13 protein-coding genes are annotated in these 17750 nt (G+C 40.7%); 2 read left to right on the top strand and 11 right to left on the bottom strand.

Annotated features, from left to right (window positions below; all coding sequences use genetic code 11):
• Positions 1–91: 91 nt before the first annotated feature.
• Positions 92–3280 (bottom strand): YhgE/Pip domain-containing protein, encoded by a 3189-nt coding sequence (locus AB3Y88_RS08360; RefSeq protein ID WP_261909451.1) that lies wholly within the window; start codon positions 3278–3280, stop codon positions 92–94.
• A 60-nt stretch (positions 3281–3340) separates the two neighbouring features.
• Positions 3341–3883, bottom strand: coding sequence for a TetR/AcrR family transcriptional regulator (locus tag AB3Y88_RS08355; RefSeq protein ID WP_228888657.1), 543 nt, complete (start codon positions 3881–3883; stop codon positions 3341–3343).
• A gap of 299 nt (positions 3884–4182) precedes the next feature.
• On the opposite strand from AB3Y88_RS08355, the gene AB3Y88_RS08350 reads away from it, so the two are divergent.
• Positions 4183–4977 (top strand): CHAD domain-containing protein, encoded by a 795-nt coding sequence (locus AB3Y88_RS08350; protein WP_261907984.1) that lies wholly within the window; start codon positions 4183–4185, stop codon positions 4975–4977.
• 497 nt (positions 4978–5474) lie between these two features.
• Positions 5475–6449 (top strand): asparaginase, encoded by a 975-nt coding sequence (locus tag AB3Y88_RS08345; protein ID WP_056961571.1) that lies wholly within the window; start codon positions 5475–5477, stop codon positions 6447–6449.
• Between the two features lie 162 nt (positions 6450–6611).
• Here AB3Y88_RS08345 and AB3Y88_RS08340 read toward each other — a convergent pair whose 3' ends face one another.
• The 9 genes from AB3Y88_RS08340 to AB3Y88_RS08300 all read right to left on the bottom strand — a co-directional run bounded on the left by AB3Y88_RS08340 (position 6612) and on the right by AB3Y88_RS08300 (position 17748).
• The gene (locus tag AB3Y88_RS08340) at positions 6612–7025 is read right to left on the bottom strand and encodes a hypothetical protein (protein WP_056961573.1); all 414 of its coding nucleotides are present in this window, start codon (positions 7023–7025) and stop codon (positions 6612–6614) included.
• Positions 7026–7317: 292 nt separating this feature from the next.
• Positions 7318–8718, bottom strand: a complete 1401-nt coding sequence (locus tag AB3Y88_RS08335) for an APC family permease (RefSeq protein WP_228888660.1) — start codon at positions 8716–8718, stop codon at positions 7318–7320.
• Positions 8719–8891: 173 nt separating this feature from the next.
• The gene (gene menC, locus AB3Y88_RS08330) at positions 8892–10019 is read right to left on the bottom strand and encodes an o-succinylbenzoate synthase (RefSeq protein ID WP_228888662.1); all 1128 of its coding nucleotides are present in this window, start codon (positions 10017–10019) and stop codon (positions 8892–8894) included.
• Positions 10006–10827, bottom strand: coding sequence for a 2-succinyl-6-hydroxy-2,4-cyclohexadiene-1-carboxylate synthase (gene menH, locus AB3Y88_RS08325; RefSeq protein WP_228888665.1), 822 nt, complete (start codon positions 10825–10827; stop codon positions 10006–10008). Before menH ends, menC begins: the two co-directional genes overlap by 14 nt.
• Positions 10811–12541: a 2-succinyl-5-enolpyruvyl-6-hydroxy-3-cyclohexene-1-carboxylic-acid synthase gene (menD, locus tag AB3Y88_RS08320; RefSeq protein WP_228888668.1), complete on the bottom strand. Its 1731-nt coding sequence runs from the start codon at positions 12539–12541 to the stop codon at positions 10811–10813. The genes menH and menD overlap by 17 nt, the downstream gene beginning before the upstream one ends.
• Positions 12534–13847, bottom strand: coding sequence for an isochorismate synthase MenF (locus tag AB3Y88_RS08315; protein WP_228888670.1), 1314 nt, complete (start codon positions 13845–13847; stop codon positions 12534–12536). The genes menD and AB3Y88_RS08315 overlap by 8 nt, the downstream gene beginning before the upstream one ends.
• A gap of 247 nt (positions 13848–14094) precedes the next feature.
• On the bottom strand, positions 14095–15660 hold the full coding sequence (locus tag AB3Y88_RS08310) for a glycoside hydrolase family 32 protein (protein WP_228888673.1): 1566 nt from the start codon (positions 15658–15660) through the stop codon (positions 14095–14097).
• A 99-nt stretch (positions 15661–15759) separates the two neighbouring features.
• Positions 15760–16305, bottom strand: a complete 546-nt coding sequence (locus AB3Y88_RS08305; RefSeq protein ID WP_056961586.1) for a TetR/AcrR family transcriptional regulator — start codon at positions 16303–16305, stop codon at positions 15760–15762.
• Positions 16306–16617: 312 nt separating this feature from the next.
• Entirely contained in the window at positions 16618–17748 is a 1131-nt protein-coding gene (locus AB3Y88_RS08300; protein WP_228888729.1) for an aminotransferase, read from the bottom strand.
• Positions 17749–17750: the final 2 nt, after the last annotated feature.

The following is a 17750-nucleotide window of genomic DNA, read 5'->3' as shown; positions in this document are numbered from 1 at the left end:
TAATTGTTTTGACATCATCTGTGCCTAAAGACGCTCGCCTACTAGTGCACTTTTTGAATTATACAGGAAACAAGCTCGGTCTACCTAATTTTTACTCTTCCTTAGCTGTTTCAACGTAAGTAACTGCACCACTTCTTCTCAAATAAAGCATTGACACCCAGAGTAATCCCAATGCCGTAATCATAAAGAGCAGCATCATTCCGATTGAAACACCCACCTGACTAGTCCCTAAACCAGACGTTAAGGCTTCTCTAAATCCATATATCGAATATGTCATTGGTAAAAATGGATTGATTGCTTGGAAAAATCCATTCATTCCCTTGGTAATCTCAATTGGAAATGATCCTCCAGAAGCTCCCAACTGAATCACCAGCAGGATCATCGCAGCAAACCGTCCCGGATTTGAACCTGCGACTGATAGGAACATTATCAGATACATTGCCGTTAAAGAAAATACCAACGCATTCAGCACCAGTTGGAGCGGGTGATCCGGTGTCAAGCCAGCAGCCATCATTAAGAGCGTCTCGACTAGTGCGTTTCCAGTTGCAACTAATCCTCCAATTGTAACTTTGCTGAAGAACCAATCCGTCCCAGTCCCACTCGGTGATGCTAGTCTTCTGACTGGATATACCAGGTTGAAGACAAGGGCTCCTACATACAAAGCAACTGACAACATATATGGCGCAAGTGCATAACCATAATTGGGAACCTTGCTGTAATTTTTGTGTACTAAGTTGGAAGGTGCTGCAAACATGTCTGCTGTCTGCGCAGAGGTCTTTACTCCATTTACCTGTCGGGCACCTTGAGCAAGTGCTTTAGCCAATGCTTTATTTCCGGCTGCAAGCTGGGTTGCACCTGTTTGTAACTTCGGTGAATTATTCTTCAACTGGGAAGTTCCACTTGCCAGTTGAGAAACACCGGTAGTCAAAGTGGGAACCTTGCTGTTTAATTGACCCAGACCGGTTGCCAATTGTGTGGCTCCAGTATTCAGGCTTTGGCTGTTATCATTTAATTGTTTTGTCCCACTAGCTAATTGCGCAATTCCAGCAGTTAAAGCCGGGACATTGCTGTTCAATGTTCCTAGACCAGTCGTCAACTGGACCGCTCCTTGATTAAGAGTGCCACTCTTAGCAGCTAATTTGCCAGTCCCATTTGCTAGTTGTGTAATCCCAGAAGTCAGGGCTGGGACATTGTTATTTAGTGTTCCCAGGCCAGTTGCAAGCTGGTTGGTGCCGCTGACTAAAGCTGACGAATTTGCATTGAGCTTTCCTGCACCAGCAGAAAGTTGATTTGCTCCAGCTGTATAGCTATTAATTCCTGCTGCTAATGCTTTAACCGCAGCGGTGGTCTTAGAATTTTGCGATAATTCGTTAACTTTAGCGCTCAACTGGGCTTCAGTCTGCAGCTGGTTGGCATCCAAAGTAGGCGCACTTCCATTCACCCCTGTATACAATTGTGTTGCCGCCGCTGCTGCTTTACTAGTTAATTGCTGAAATTCTGTGGCTTTGTTTGTGAGTGTCAACAGGTTATCCAGTTGGGCTTGTGCACTGTCATTAGTCATTCCTTGACTTGTCGCTAATAAGTTTTTCGAATCAGTCATCAAGCTTGTCAACTTATCCGTAGCACTCGTTAACTGCTGGATTTTGGAAGAACTCAAGTTAGCTTTGACATTGTTAAATGTTGTACTGAATGCACTCAAATTAACACTTTGTTTAAATTCTTGTGCAGCCGTTCCCAATGCCGCAGCTTCTTTAGCATTGCTGTTATCATTGCCTGTTGATAATGCAATGATTTGTTGCATTTTTTCTTTTTCATCCGTATTAGTACTGCTATTAGCAACTTCTCCCGCCAATTTGCTAATTGCTGTCGAATTACTGCCGATCTGCGACAAACTTGTTGCCAACTTATTTGTAAAAGTTGTCTGTGCAGTTTGCGCTTGACTTAATTGACTATCTAACTGCGAGATAGTGGGTGCAATCGCATTTAAACTCTTGCTTAAGGATTGCAGTAATGCCAAATCATCAGATAAAGCGTCCATTTCACTTTGCACTTTGGTAGTTTGTGTTGAAACATTTTTCATCTGTGTTTTCATTTGAGTAAGCTTTTCTTGATTGCTTGTAATTTGGCTAACAATTTTTTGGGTGTTCTGTTCAATGACAGAGTTCAGCACATATAGTCCCGCCGTTGCCTGGGGCAATTGACTGGTTGCTTGAACAAGCTGACTTGCTCCCGCATTCAAAGTCTGTGATTTGCCTGCAAGTTTGTTTAAATTCTGGGTAACGCTGCTTACCCCTGCCGTATATTGGGTCACACCGCCGGTCAAAGTGCTTGATCCGGTTGCAAGCTGCTGCACTCCGCTCGCCAATGTGCCGGTCTTAGCATTCAGAGTTTGCACACCACTATTAGCCTGATTAACTCCACCAGTATACTGATTAATTCCTGCCGTTAAACTCTTTGACCCCGTCGCAAGCTGTTGCACCCCAGTTGCCAGTGTGCCTGTACTATTGTTCAACTGCTGAGTACCTGCATTCACTTGGGCAACTCCTGTCGTATATTGAGCAACTCCTTTTTTCAATGCAGTTGCGCCAGTCGTCAACTTAATTACACCCTGTCCCAAGGGAACAACCCCTGTCTGGAGCTGAATAACACCATCATTTAGCTTTGAAACACCTGCTGTATAAGTATTAATTCCATTGGATAAGGTAGTTGTGCCTTGCTTTAATTTTCCCGCTCCGCTTGCCGCTTTGGAAAATCCACCACCGATTTTTTTTAGCGTTGCAAACATTGCACTTGCGTACGCCTTTGTAACCGATTTCCGTACTTGATTATTAAGCTGCTTCACGCCTTCTTCGCTGATCACTTTTCCAATATAATTCAGCGAATCATTTGTTTCGTACTTCAACTTCATTTTGCGCGGTTCTTTGTCAAGAACAGTCGTTGCATTTTTGGAAAATTGCTTAGGAATTGTAATGACCGTATAGTACTTCTTGTGAGCTAACCCATAAGCTGCTTGCTTTTTCGAAACAAAGTGCCATTCCAAATCATCATTTTTCCGCAGTTGCTTGACCAAATCATGCCCAACTTGCAGTTTCTTTCCTTGATACTTAACTGCTCGATCTTGATTAACAAGTGCCACCGGTAACGAACCTGTATTGCCATAAGGATCCCAGACTGACTTTAAAAAAAAGACAGAATATAAAAAAGGGACAATCATGACAGCAAAAATCGTTGCAACTAAGATTTTGTGCCTACCAATATTTTTAAATTCTTCCTTAATCATGTTCACTGTTCCCACTCCCATACCATTTTGATTACTTCTAATTTCCTTAAAACGATGGAATTAACCAATTAGCTTAAACTCGTTCAATTCCTTCCCAATTATTCTGGCAAGTCGTGCTACAATTTCAGCCACAGGTTTCTCGTAATTTTGCTGATTCCACAAGATTAGCACAGCAAATACTGCACCTGAATAGTAGGAAACCGCATAAGGAGAAGGCTGCTGGCCGCACTTTAAAAAATATTCAAAACAAGCACTCAAATCCTCCGTCTGTGCTTTTAAAACTAATCCTTCAACTCCAGCATTAGTAATTGCTGCTACAACTTGCGGATTCTTTCTAAAATAGTTGAAATACCCCTGCAGCAATTGCGATAAACAAGTTAAGTTATTAGCTGTCATCTCTAACTTGAACTGCCCCGATAACCGTTGAAAGATCACCTTCAAGATGTCCTCTTTGCTTTTATAATTGCGATACAAACTCATCCGTGAGACTTCAGCTCGTTTTGCAATCTGCGTGAGCGAGATACTATCAAATTTTTCAACTTGCATTAATTGAAAAAGAGCAGTCTCAATCTGCTTTTGCGTATCAACACTTCTCTTATTCATAAATTAATCCCCCTTTCTAGGAAAGTTTCAGCTAAAGAATACCCAAAAGGTATTATACTTCGTTTCGTTACAAATGTAACTATTTTTTCAAAACTTAATCTCGTTTATTTTATCCGCGCAACCATATCCGGTTTAAGCTTAGTTGGCTTGCTGTTATCAGGAACTGCTAAAGCGACGCAGCTATCCATAAATGTAATCGTTTTCCTAGCAATTAACTTCCTCCTTATGGTAGTTTAGGAGTGTATATAGTTACTTTGTTGTTGTCTTTAACTTCTTCAATCTTGAAAAGAGGCAAGTTTATGATGTCAATCCTAACTATTTTGCAGCGTCAATTTGATTTGATTGAGACAGAGCTGATTCGTTACCGTAATAATCCCTTTGATGTTGAACGGACACATGATCTGCGAGTTGCAATTCGTACCCTTAGAGGACTCTTCAAATTTCTAAAACGTGAAATTCCACAAGCTGCTTTTGCAGTTGTGGATAAGAATCTTAGTGAAGCTGCTAAAATTTTTGGAACTTTACGTGAATTGGATGTTTTAATTGCCAAATCCAGTGAATTTGCTTACACACATCCAGAAGAACACACCAATTACCGCCATTTCTTTCAGGATTTTCATCACCGGCGCCAGCAGGAAATGGAAAGAATTATGGCACCAAAAGTTCAACAAGAATTGACCGACTACCTTGCGGGTGTGCGAGATCAATTAGGAATTTTGCGTTTTGACAAAAAAACTGATTGGTCTAAGCAGGTCGCTCAGGAACTTAAGCGACGCAAAAACAGTCTGGATAAGGCTTTCAATCAGTTGGATTTCAAAGACTATACCCGCGTTCACCAGATTCGCAAGCGCGCTAAAACTTTGCGCTATTCTGCAACCTACTTTGCCAAACTGGCTCCTCAAAAAGCCGTTAAAGTTCAAAAACAGGCTAAAAAAATCCAAGCAATTTGCGGCGAGATTACTGATGCACATGTTAACTACGATTTCTTACTCCAATTTGCTGAGCAGACTGATAATTCGGCTGATAAAAAACTGTTATTACGAATTGCTCAAGCGCAGCATGAGCTCTATGCTCCAGCTAAGAAGGATAGCTAAAAATGGTAATTAATTATTAAAGGGGGCTGTGACAAAAGTTAAGTTATGTCACAGCCCCGCTTTTATTCCGGATAAACGTGTTACATAAGTCAAAATTCTCCATCTAACTTCGAATTACTCATAGCAAAGATTCTCTACAAATAACTGATGCTAAAACCAGTAACTACAAAGCTAACTGCTCAAAAGCTTATTGAAATTAATCCCCATCTAATAAAAAAACGTTTGTACTCACAGATTCTGGCAGAAAACTGGTCCAGATGCATGATTTATTGCACCAAAAGGCACTAACTCAGTATGCTGAACTCTTGTCTAACTTTTCAGCAGCAGAGCTAGTCGTCATCAGCAAATTTATCAGTGTCTTAATTGCTCAGCTAACTAAGTATGACTGACTAACCTCCAGCGATCCTTTTAAACTCCGAAATTCTCAAATACACTTTTCAAAAGAAGCCCCACGGTTTAAGATGAAAATATCATCTAAACTTCGTGGAGGCTCAGCAATGAAAACTATTTTGGCAATTCATACCGGTGGAACGATCTCAATGTCTCAAAATGAAAACGGCGAGGTGGTCCCCAACGATGAAAATCCGCTTGCTAAAGAACAGGTAATTCTAAAGGGCCAGATAAATCTTATTACAGATAATCTCTTTAACCTTCCTTCTCCGCATATTACTCCGCAAATAATGCTGGCACTTAAGCAGCGTATTCTGCAGGCGATTGAAAAAGGAGTTGATGGGGTTGTCATTACCCATGGAACAGATACTCTAGAAGAGACCGCTTATTTCTTGGATCTGACTTTGCCCAACACAATTCCAGTTGTTTTAACTGGTGCAATGCGTTCCTCAAATGAAATTGGTTCCGATGGCCTGTATAATTTTCAAAATGCAATTTCAGTCGCTGCTACTCCTGAATCTTACGGTAAAGGTGTCTTGGTGGCAATGAACGACGAGATCCATACTGCCCGTTTTGTTACTAAGACACATACTACTAATGTCGATACCTTCCGCACTCCGACTTTTGGACCAATTGGGATTGTCACACAGCATAAAGCTAAGTATTTTCAAGAACTAATTCGCACGGATGTTTGCGAAATTGATCATGTTATTTCAGGAGTCTACTTGTTAAAAGCGTATGCTGGAATGGATGGTGACCTTTTCTCAGCTTTAGACAACAAAAAGACACATGGGATTGTTATTGAAGGACTTGGGGCAGGAAACTTGCCACCGCAAACCATTCCTGCTATTCAACAATTATTGCGGCATCAGATTCCAATTGTGCTCGTGTCACGCTGTTATAACGGAGTTGCACAAAAGATTTATGATTATGCTGGTGGTGGAATTCAACTTGAAAAAATGGGCTTAATTCTCTGTCAGGGATTGAATGGCCAAAAGGCACGGATCAAGCTGCTGGTGGCGCTTAGCAGTCAAAAAAAGGGAACGGATTTACGGCATTTTGTTAGTAATGCGGTTTCGTAAAACGAAAGCAGTGCCATCTTCAGCGATTAGCCGCTAGGGACTAGGTCCAAATTATGCAGTAGTCTGGGTAAACTAAGGAGAGTGTGACATAAGCCGGGAAAATTTTCCCGACTTATGTCACACTCTCTTAGTTTGTTGCGAATAAACATTCCGTTCCAGCCGTCAATCGCGATTGTTTTTTTTATTTTCTACTTCAGTTACCTCACGCCCACTAAAAAAGATTTCTAACTGTTCTTTTTCTTCTTCACTAAGCGTGGAACTTGTTAATGCACGCAATAATTCCGCTTGCAACGAAAGTTTAACTTCCCAAAAACCAGCTATCTTTTTAAAAAACTTACGTTCATAATGAGAAAATACAGGATAGATTTCCAAAAACTGGGAAAAAGTCAGATCTTGTTCTTCTTCGATCTTCGTTACCCAGCCTTTACTTAAAGCCTCTTTAGTTGGCATTCCTAAAGTATTAATAATTTTTTTATCTATTAAAAAAAGATAAGTTTCGGCCTTTGTCAATTCAGAATTACTTTTACTAAAATAACTAAAGGCTTGTTCAACTAGTGGAGGATAAATAATATTCATCTACGCGCCTCTTTTATAATTAATCATTGCAGCTAACAACATTCAAAGCTCTTTAAAATCAAGATCCTTCAATCAAACAGTAACGATTACTATTTAAAGATAACAATGATTTCTTTTCTTGTCAACTGCAGCTCCTTTCAAGCTTAAATTACAAAAGAATTTGAGACTTTTAAACAAACATTGTGTCCTTCTTTGATACTGAAATTAAACTTCAAAATAAGGCATAGGACCCACTCTTTCACTTTAATTAACTAATACACTCCTGAAGAAATTACCAGTTTTCAGCTTCAACTTACTTATTCTGTAGCTTTGAATGCCGCAATCCGTATCCAAAATAGACCACTAAGCCTAATACTAACCATAGGCCCACCGAAATCTTGGTAATATTCGGCAACATAATAATGAAATAAACGCTTAAGCTCCCCGCAATACATGGTAGAACCGGATACAACGGCATTTTAAAGCCCTTATTTTGAATATCGTGCCGCTTACGCAATGGAATAACTCCAAAAGAAATAAACGCAAACGCCAAAAGTGTGCCCGCATTGATTAATGAAGCAAGTTCTGTTAATGGTACCAAACCAGCAAAAAAGGCCTGTACAATCGTTGCGACAAGAATGGCGTTTTTAGGAACAACATGTTTTGTGCTGACAACTCCCATTTTAGCAGGTAATAAACCATCCCGTCCCAGTGCATAGACCAGCCGTGAGCCTCCAAAAAACATTGTAATCAATGATGTAAAAATTCCGATTAATGCCCCAATTGTAATTAGCTTATTCCACGTATTTAGATGAATAACTTGGAGCGCATAAGCTGCAGGATCGTCTACATTTAATTTAGAATAATGTACTATTCCGGTAAGCACAAATGAAAATGCAACATATAATACAACTGACACACCCACAGTACCTAGAATCCCCTTTACGACATTTTTTTCTGGGTTAATTGTTTCTGCAGAATTAGCGGCCAAGGCATCGAACCCGATAAAAGCAAAAAAGACCGTTGCAGCAGCAGTTGAAATTCCACCCAGACCCAAAGGTGATGTCTGGAACTGTTGCGGATAAAATGGCACATAATTGCTTGTTTTGATATAAAAAGCGCCAACGGCAATGAAAATAATAATAATTGCAACTTTGATGACGACCGCCACATTTTCTACTTTTTTAGAAAGGCTGGCACCATGTAAAATAATAAGTGCGACTACTAACACAATTAGCACAGCTGAAAGATTAATCACACCACCTTCTAATGGACCTGCCTGTAAAGCTTTGGGCAAATTCAAGCCAAATGATTCCAAGATATTATTATTGAAATAGGCAGCAAAACCTGTTGCCTCAGCTGATACTGCAAGAAAATATTCCAAAATTAATGACCAACCTAAAATCCAACCGATAATTTCCCCGTACACTACGGAACCGAATGAGTATGCTGAACCAGCCACCGGCATCGCCGATGAAAATTCGGCGTACGCCATCCCAACAATTCCAGAAACAATTGCTGCTAGCAAAAAAGCAATTGCTACTGCTGGACCGGCATGCAGTGCAGCTTCATGCCCCGGTAAAATAAAAATTCCAGTCCCAATCACTGCTCCAATTCCAAGCGCTAAGAGATCGCGTGCACGCAGACTCTTGGTCAGGCGTGCATCGGCCTTCAAGTATGTACTGACTGTTTCTTTTTTAAATACGTTCTTCATGAATCCTCCTAAAAATATTATTAATTTATCCAAAAAAAAAGCGTCTTCCTCTTATTCAAATGCTCGATTTAACAAGCTGAATAATTGATTTCGCTTAAAGGATAGCCGGTTAATTGTAACATAGGATGTCACCTAAAATCATATCAATAATTTGTTGAAATTAGCTGATTAACTTAATCTTTCATTAGATTAGGCTGTGCCTGCAGTTGCTTTAAAATATTTGCTTTAAGCTGCACCCCCAGCCCATTGCCCTCCGGAAGACTCAGCTTCCCATTTTCAAGTTCAAAGCTTTTTGTGAGTGTATCATTAGTATACAACTGTGTCGCAGGCGCAAGATCGCCAGGAAAAGTCAATGGTGCAAGACTCGCAAGTGCTAAATTGGCAGTTCTTCCGAGTCCGCTTTCAAGCATTCCTCCACACCATACGTTAAGCTGATGCTCAAGACAAAACCGAATAAGCGCTAAAGCAGGCGTAAAGCCACCTACACGTGCCAGTTTTAGATTAATTGCCCGACAGCTTTTTAACTGATAGGCAGTTTTAACATCATCAATTGAAAAAATATTTTCATCTAAACAAAGTGGCACGGTGAGTTGGCTCTGTAAACGAGCATGTTCTGTAAAATCATTAACGCCTAAAGGTTGTTCTAACATTGTTAATGTTGTTCCTGTGAAATTCTTAAAAATAACTGCTGCTTGTTCGTAAGTAAAGGCAGAGTTGGCATCCAGCATAAAATGCACTTGCGGAAATTGCTGAAAGATTGGAAGGCAGTTAGCTGCCTCAGTCCTTGTGGTAATTTTAATCTTGATGCGCTGATAACCGGCCGCAACCGCTGTTTTCACGTTTTGGAAAAGTATTTCCCCACTTTTTTGTGCGCCTAGGCTGATTCCGACAGCAAATTGTTTCCGTACCTCTAATCCACTTTTTTGCCCTAAAAGACCAGCCAATGAAGTTTGACGTTGTTTGGCAAATAAATCCCAAACAGCCGTTTCTAAGGCAGCTTTTGCCATCTGATTTCCCTGAAATTTGCTAAACAACATTGTCATTTCTTCTGGCTGCTCAAAGGTCCTTCCTTTTAAGCTGGGAATTAAAAAGCGTTGCAGAAAAAGCCGCGCCCCAGCTTGAAACTCCGGTGTATAGTTAGGTCGTTCAAAAGCTTCAAGTTCCCCATAGCCCCATTGCCCCTCAGCAGCACGTAACGCTACAATCGTAATCTGCCGCTGTGTAACTGTCTCATGTGCAGAACGAAAAGGATACTTAAGTCTCAAAGTATATGGCAATAGCCTAACATCAATTATTTTCATGTGCTTCAATCCTTCCAAGCGCCTGCAAAACTGCTTGAGGCTGCTCAAGATGTACGTTATGTCCAGCTTTGGGGATTACTTCCCTAAAGGCATTTGGAATTTCATGCTGCAGTTTTGCAGTTAAGTACTGGTACTTACTGTCATATTCACCACAAAGCAGCAAAACTGGTACTTTGATTTTGCTTAGCTCTGGCCATAAGTCAGGCATTTGCCCCGTTCCCATGCCTCGCAGACTAGCAGCTAGACAATTTGCGTGCTGCCCCATTCGCTGTTTATGCACAAAAGCCTGCTTAGCAAAAGGTAATTTTTGTTGTGAAGCAAATAACGGCAACTTTTCCCATGCCGCGACAAAGTTCGCTAACGGTTCACGCTGAAGCTTAAGTGCCAGTTGTGCATCATGTTGTTGGCGTAACCGTCGTGCTGCCGGCGCAGTAATTCCAGCTGTTGCACTTTCCAGTACTAAGAATTTCACCAAATGTGGGTAGGTCAATGTAAGTTGCAGTGCTAACCGACCGCCCATTGAGTAACCCCAGACGTTCACTGGCGGTACCAGTTTACGCGTAATCAAAGCCGCCATATCAGCAACCTGCCGTTCAATCGAAAAGCGGCTGGCAGGTGCTGCTGTCAGTGAATGCCCATGTCCCAATAAATCTGGAATAATACAACTTCCTGCCAGTGCAGGTGCAATCTGTTGAAAATCGGCCGCACTTCCCATAAATCCGTGTAACAGGATCCATTGCTCAGCACCCTGCCGTTTTTGTTCCATCGTTTGAAAATAATATTCCTCATCATTAAGCTTGATTTTCATTAATTAACATCCTTAAAATTCCATCTTTAACAGCTTGTTGCAGCTGCTGATGCTGTGCAACATTTTCGGAGCGCTTAGTCACAACCTCAATTATTTCTAAAGAATGGACTGGAGTCGCTAAAACCTGCTGCAAAGCGGTAAATGATTCAATTTTTTGATAAGTTGCATGATACAGTGCGGCTACTTTGGCTATTTCCAGATTTTGAGCAGTTCCAAATAATTCTTCAAAATCGGCTACCTGTGCTTGCGGCAGAAAAGAAAAAATCCCGCCCCCATTGTTATTCACAACAATAATTCGCAATTGTAATTGATAGCGCACCGCCATCATCAAACCATTCATATCATGGAAAAAAGCAAGATCCCCGATCAGCAAAAAATTAGCAGTTTGCTTGTCTTGTACTTGAGCACTCATCCCTAATGCACTTGAGATAATTCCATCAATTCCGTTTGCTCCTCGATTACAAGCAATTTTAATCTTTTCCCTGGCCGTTAAAAAGAAACGTTCAATGTCTCTGATTGGCATTGAATTACTAACAAACAAATTGGCGCGTGCGGGAAGCTGCTGCGCAAGTGCCACCGCAATTGCCGGTTCGCAGAATTTCTGCGTAAAATCATACGCAGTTAAACTTTTAAGTGTCTTATTCTGCACTCCAGTCCATTTATGCAACCAGTCTGCAGGTGTCGTGACTGGTCTTAAAGCTGCAAAAAAATTTGCTTCTTCCACTGGTAAAACATGTGTAGCAGTTTTGGTATGATCATTAACTTCTTGATCAGGATCAAGATAGTAAAGCGGAATCTGTAACTCTTTTAACCAGGCAGCCAGTTGCGCTGACACCAAAGTGCCACCGCTTCTAATGATCACCTCCGGCTTGAGTTTTTCACGCACCTCAGGAATTCCCATAAACAGTTCATAACCTGTGATTACATTTTCACTCGCATTTCCTCGCAGTTGACTTAATGAATCTGCTAAAATCGGCCAGGCCGAAGCACGTGCCCATTTTAGGAGTGCCGCATGCTGAGGAGGTTGCATCTCAGGTCCTGCAATTATCAACCCTCGTTTATTAGCGAAGGTTTGTTGCAGCTGTTTAAGATCGAATGCGGCTAACTTTAAAGCCGCTGTTTCAAATTCAATTTTGGGATAAATAGCCTTAGCCGGACTCAGTTGGGGTAGCAATGGCTTGCGTAATGGCAAATTAAAATGAACCGGGCCACACGGTCGTGTTTTAGCTGCAACGACCATTCGCTGTACATTAAAATTAAGATATTCAAGCTCAGCTGAACTAGCTGAGGCTAATGGCAATTCACAGAAATGTTTCACCTGTTGCCCGTAAAAATGAATTTGATCCAAAGCTTGCGGCGCTCCAATATTGGTCAGTTCTGGAGGACGATCAGTTGTCAAAATTACCAATGGCAGGTGTGCGCTTTTAGCTTCACACACTGCAGGATAAAAATTAGCGGCGGCCGTTCCTGAGGTACAGACCAACAGGACTGGACGCTTAGTCTGCTTAACAATTCCAAGCGCAAAAAAGCCCGCTGAACGTTCATCAACATCTACATATAGGTCAAGTCTTCCTTGGTGTTCTAGTTGTGCCAGCAATAATGCAACTGGCGTGGAGCGCGAACCAGGTGCTAGAACTGCTGTTGTGATTCCCTGGTATCGCAGTGCTTCCAAAATAGTGTTTACTTGTTGGGTAATTGCTTGATTACTACTCATCATTTCCTCCTAAAGCTTGCAATAACGGCTGAAACTTCAAGTGCGTTTCATGAACCTCTTTGTCAGGAGAAGATTCCGCTACAATTCCTGCACCGGCAAATAAGTAAGCCTGATTCTCTTTTAAAACAGCCGCCCGAATTCCAACCACTAGCTCCCCACGGCAATTAAAGTCAAGATAACCAAGCGGTGCGCCGAAAAGCCCCCGTGACCGCTGTTCGACTTTTTCAATTTGCTGCAGCGCAGCCTGCTTAGGAAGTCCACCCAATGCAGGTGTTGGGTGCAGTTGCGCAAGTAATTCAAATAGCTGATAAGGTCCAGTCCCTTTAATTGGAGTATACAAATGCTGAACTTGCTTATTCTTCAGCAACTGTGGGGACGCGGGAATCGTTAACTTTAGCCGTTGCTGTGCTAATAAAGCAGCAATTCTTTTGACCACAAACCGATGTTCCTGCCGATTCTTGTGATCATTGAGCAATAATTGCCCTAAGCGTTGATCTGCTAGCGTATCTTGTCCACGTGCAGTTGTTCCCGCCAGTGCGGCTGTTTGAAATTCATGTTGCTTGAATTTAGCAAACCGCTCCGGAGTTGCACTTACAAATGCAGTCCCTGACTTTTTCAATAATAAGTGGTATGTTTCGGGCTGTGTTTTTAACAAGCGCTGCAAAGTAACATAAGTATCAAGCTGCGTTTGCGCCTCAACGATTAAATAACGTGCCAGCACTACCTTGCTCAAGTGCTGCTGTTTAATCTGAGCAACGACATGGGCAACATTTCTTTTCCAAACTGCAACATCTGTGGCACTTACCTTCAAATGCCCCATAGAAGGAAGCTTACAGTCGCTTAATGCTGCGGCCTGCAGCTCTTTTCTAACAGCAGTTGTAATTGGCTTCAATTCAATTGGGCGAAAACTGCAAGCAACCACATATGCGCCAGCCTTGCCTTGTACAATTAATGTCTGCGGTAAGAAGTAATATCCATTTCTTAGCTTTCCCCAGATCTGGTCAGCAGACTGCTTTGAATTAGTAAACCCGAGTCCGCCAACAATTTCCGGTTGAATTTCTTGTCTTTTTTCACCAGCAGGCACACAAACTAGTCTTGCAGCCAGTTGTTCATACCATTCTTTGAGTTGTAAGAAAAGATTCTGGTCTTTTTCAAAAGTACATTCTGCCAGTGCGCCATATGCAAGTCGAACCTGCTGCGTGTCTGGATTATGGAAAAAGAAGACTGGATCATGGTTTTGTGCACATTTTAATAAAGTCGGCAACGCTAAATGCGGTACTTTAGTCACAGTGTAATAGATTTTCACAATCATTTTTCCTTCACATAGTTAACTTTTTTATAATCGCTTTAAGCTAGTTCGATTTTAGCATAACTTCAATTTTGAAGCAGATGATATGCAAAAGAATGTCAAAATACTGAACCAGTTTTTCTAAGACTTCAGGCATCCACAAAAAACAATATGGCATAAGTCGATAAAACTTAAATACCAACGCAAAATTATGAATAGCACGCGTACTTTACTATGAGTAGAAGTTACCCAGAGAATTTGGCATCTATTCAATATTATCTAGAGAATAAAATAAATTGTTGTTTCCGTTGGTCTCAACATTGATTTTTGTTGAACTGTCAGTTGAATATTTTAACAGCGAGTAGGTCTTATTTTGGCCTTCAAAATAAAATTCAAGGCTGCTTTGATCTTCAATGAGATGCAGTTTTAAATCATGTGGAGAAATCACCCCGCTTGCTTCAACATACGCTTTTTCATAATTACTCTTAGCCGTTGTATCTTTTAAACGTTCACTAGCTCTGGAAACCATATAAGCGCCATTATCTGCGTTATAGTCAATTCTTACCCAAGCGTCAGCCTGCTTTAAATTTATCCTAATATGCTTGTTAACACTTTTTGTAATATCATTGTTGCTAAATTGCAGATAAATATTTTGCCGTGACCACCGCTTTAAATCTAAAAGTTGTGCATAACCCTCATTTTTTTCCACATCATTCACTTTACGGTTGCCACTGACCGTATTGCTAAACAATGCAGTCGGTTCAATTATTTTGTTTGCCACAGTATAATCTCCGCTTGTCCCACTCAAAGTCAGCTGATGAGCACAACTTAAGGAGCCGAGCTTATTACATTCCCCATACTCATCACAGATACAGGCTGCAGAATACCCCCAGTTCCCCAACCATGACACCGAAATAATGCTGTCAGCATCAACTTGCATATAATTGGCCCCATAGTAATCAGAACCATCATCCACGCGTTTGGGCTGCTGCTCAGCAATAAAGATCCCATTTTCTTCCAAGTGTCCTACCATGTAATAAGAACCGGTTGTTTGTCCGTAACGATAGCCATTTGCGCCAAAAAACAAAACCGCTTTTAACTCCTTAGTATCAGGATCATAGATCTGTTTTAAATTCGGACATTCAATCGTTCCCAGATCTTTTCCTAATAATGCAGCTTGATTTAGACTCGTAGCCCCAATGTATTTAAAATCCACTCCGTTATCACTCTCGTACACACCAACTTTATCGCCTTCTGCAAGATACATATTCAATTTACTTGTCTTGCTGTTATAACGCATATATGGATCTCTTGCATCGCTAGTCGTACTTTTTGCGCTCATAATTGGTGTTTTTTTATACGGGGTAAAGCTTTGCCCTTCATCCGTTGAATAAGCTACAAATTGTTGCTGCACTCCATCGATATAACTGGTAAAATATGCAATCAACGCCGAACTAGGCAGATCTTTAAAAAAATGATTTGTATTATGAATGACTGATCCCGTAGCCATGGAGTACCACACTCCATTAAATTTAGGAATCGAGATCCCGACATTCTCATAATGAATGAAGTCTCGAGTTTTAACATGATACCAGACAGTTCCATCACCTGTATGCTTATATTGAGGATTGTACAAATACAATAAGTGATAGTATCCATCTTGACCCTTCCAAATTGTTTGCACATCGTTCATAAAGCCACGCGGTACGTTGTAATGATAGCCTTGTTCAAATTGACTTGCTGTTAAATTATCTGCTTTGACAGCTAAAACTATCGAAAAAAAAGAGACCAAAAAAACAGCTATACTAAGTACTTTTTTCAAAAAATGCATTATTTTCCCCCACGCCAAGTAGCGGTCCAAGTCATCCCTGTACCGCAATATTTTTTTTAAGTTGAAAACTGTTTAGTTATCTTTTACATATTTTTTAGCTTAATGATTGGTGTCCGGATAATTTTCCAATTCTTTACTCATTATCTTGCTAGTCTGTGCCACCAGCTCTGTTAACGGTTTTTGATAATTTTCTTGATTCCACAAAATGAGGACTGAAAAAACCGCTCCAGAATAATAAGAAACATCATAAAGCGAAATTACCTGCTTTTCACCAAATCGCTTTTCAAAAAAATCCCTAAAAAAGGCTGTCTGCATCCTCAAAGCCAGCCCCTCAACTCCTGCATTTGTAATTGCTCTGATAATTTGCGGATTTTCCTGGAAATAAGAAAAGTAAATATCTAGTAATTGCGTAACCTGTGTTAATTTTTGCGCCGCAACATCAAAGAGAAACTTATCATATAAACGAGCCAAAAATTTGTTTAAAATATCCTCCTTGCTAGTATAGTTACGGTAAAAGCTCATTCGTGAAACCTTAGCTTTTTCAGAAATCGTTGTAATTGAAATATTATCAAACTTTTCCGCTTGCATAAGTTGGAACAAGGCTTGTTCTACTTGATGCTGTGTATTGGCACTTTTTTTATTCATTGTCGCTCCACCTGATCTCAGCAATTTTTCTATAAATCCTAAACTAAAATATATTATAATTTAGTTTTGTTACAAATGTAACTGATTTTAACTTTTTTTAATTTGATCGTCAAGTTCACACGAAGCTTCAAACAAAAATAGCGACCCTTCCATCCCGGAATTGGGTCGCGCTTGCTGCTAATCTAAACAAAGTTCTACGTTTTTGAGCTTCCTGAAATAATCTGCAAAAGACGCTTAACCTATCTTTGTTGCAGACTTTTAGTTCCCGCACTTTTTAACTCGCTAGCAGTCTTCATATCGGCTGCATGAACTTTACTTTGGCTGTTCAAATTTCTTCAGATACTGCGAAAGCAATGTCAATCCTTGCACCAAAATGTGTTTTTCACAACAATAGCCTAAACGAGCGTATTGTGGCATTCCAAAAGCACTTCCAGGTACCAAGAGCACACCCGTTGCTTGCAACAAAGAGACACAAAATGGATAATCACCTTCTGGAATATCTAGTCTGATAAATGATGTTGAAACATAATTAGGCAAAACTAAGCTGACACGTGGCTCTGATTTAACCCACTTTTTCAAAATAGCTAAGTTCTCACTAACAATTTTACGATTACGTGCCAAAATATCTTTTTGATGTCGTAATGCAAGAATAGCTAATTCATCTCCCAGTACTCCACTGCTGATTAACGTATAATCTCGATATTTGCGCAAAAGTTCAATTATTTTATCACTTGGTGCAGCAACCCAGCCAATTCTAAGTCCCGGAAGTGAATAAGTTTTTGACAAAGAATTAGTAGCAATCCCTTTTTCATAGATGTCGGCAATCGAGGTAAACTGCTGTTCTGCACGCAAGGGGGCGTAAACTTCGTCAACTAAAACATAGGCCCCTACCTCACGTGCAAGTCCAGCGATCTGCGTCAATTCTCGTTTAGTCAACAGTGTTCCTGTCGGATTATTAGCATTATTCAGACAGATCATTTTGGTAGCCGGCGTAATGGCAGCTGCCAGTTGCTCCATCTCAAGTTTCCAGTTGTGCTCTGCTGTCAGCGTTACAAAATCTACTTTTGCACCAAGAGAACGGGGAATATCATAAAGTTGTTGGTAAGTTGGAAACATGGTCACAACATGATCTCCTGGCTCCAGCAAAGCATACATCACTAATAAATTCGCCCCAGTTGCTCCATTAGTCTGTAAAATATGTTCCGGGTCAACATGCTGATATAACTCACTAACTAATTTTTTGAATGTTGGTGAACCCTCAATCCAACCATAATCCAATTCCTGTTCCGCGATGCTTTGCATAAAAGCTGCTGGACTTTTTCCAGCTAAGGCTGTCAATTCTGAGAATTTCAAGGCTGCAATTGAACTTTGGGCAATATCAAAATCAGCTTTCTTTTCCCAAGTATTCAGCCATTCTTCAACACCGAATTTTGCTATTTCGATTT

The sequence above is a fragment of the Liquorilactobacillus satsumensis genome (assembly GCF_964065465.1).
Taxonomy (GTDB): Bacteria; Bacillota; Bacilli; order Lactobacillales; family Lactobacillaceae; genus Liquorilactobacillus; species Liquorilactobacillus satsumensis.
This window is presented reverse-complemented; position numbering and strand designations above follow the sequence as displayed.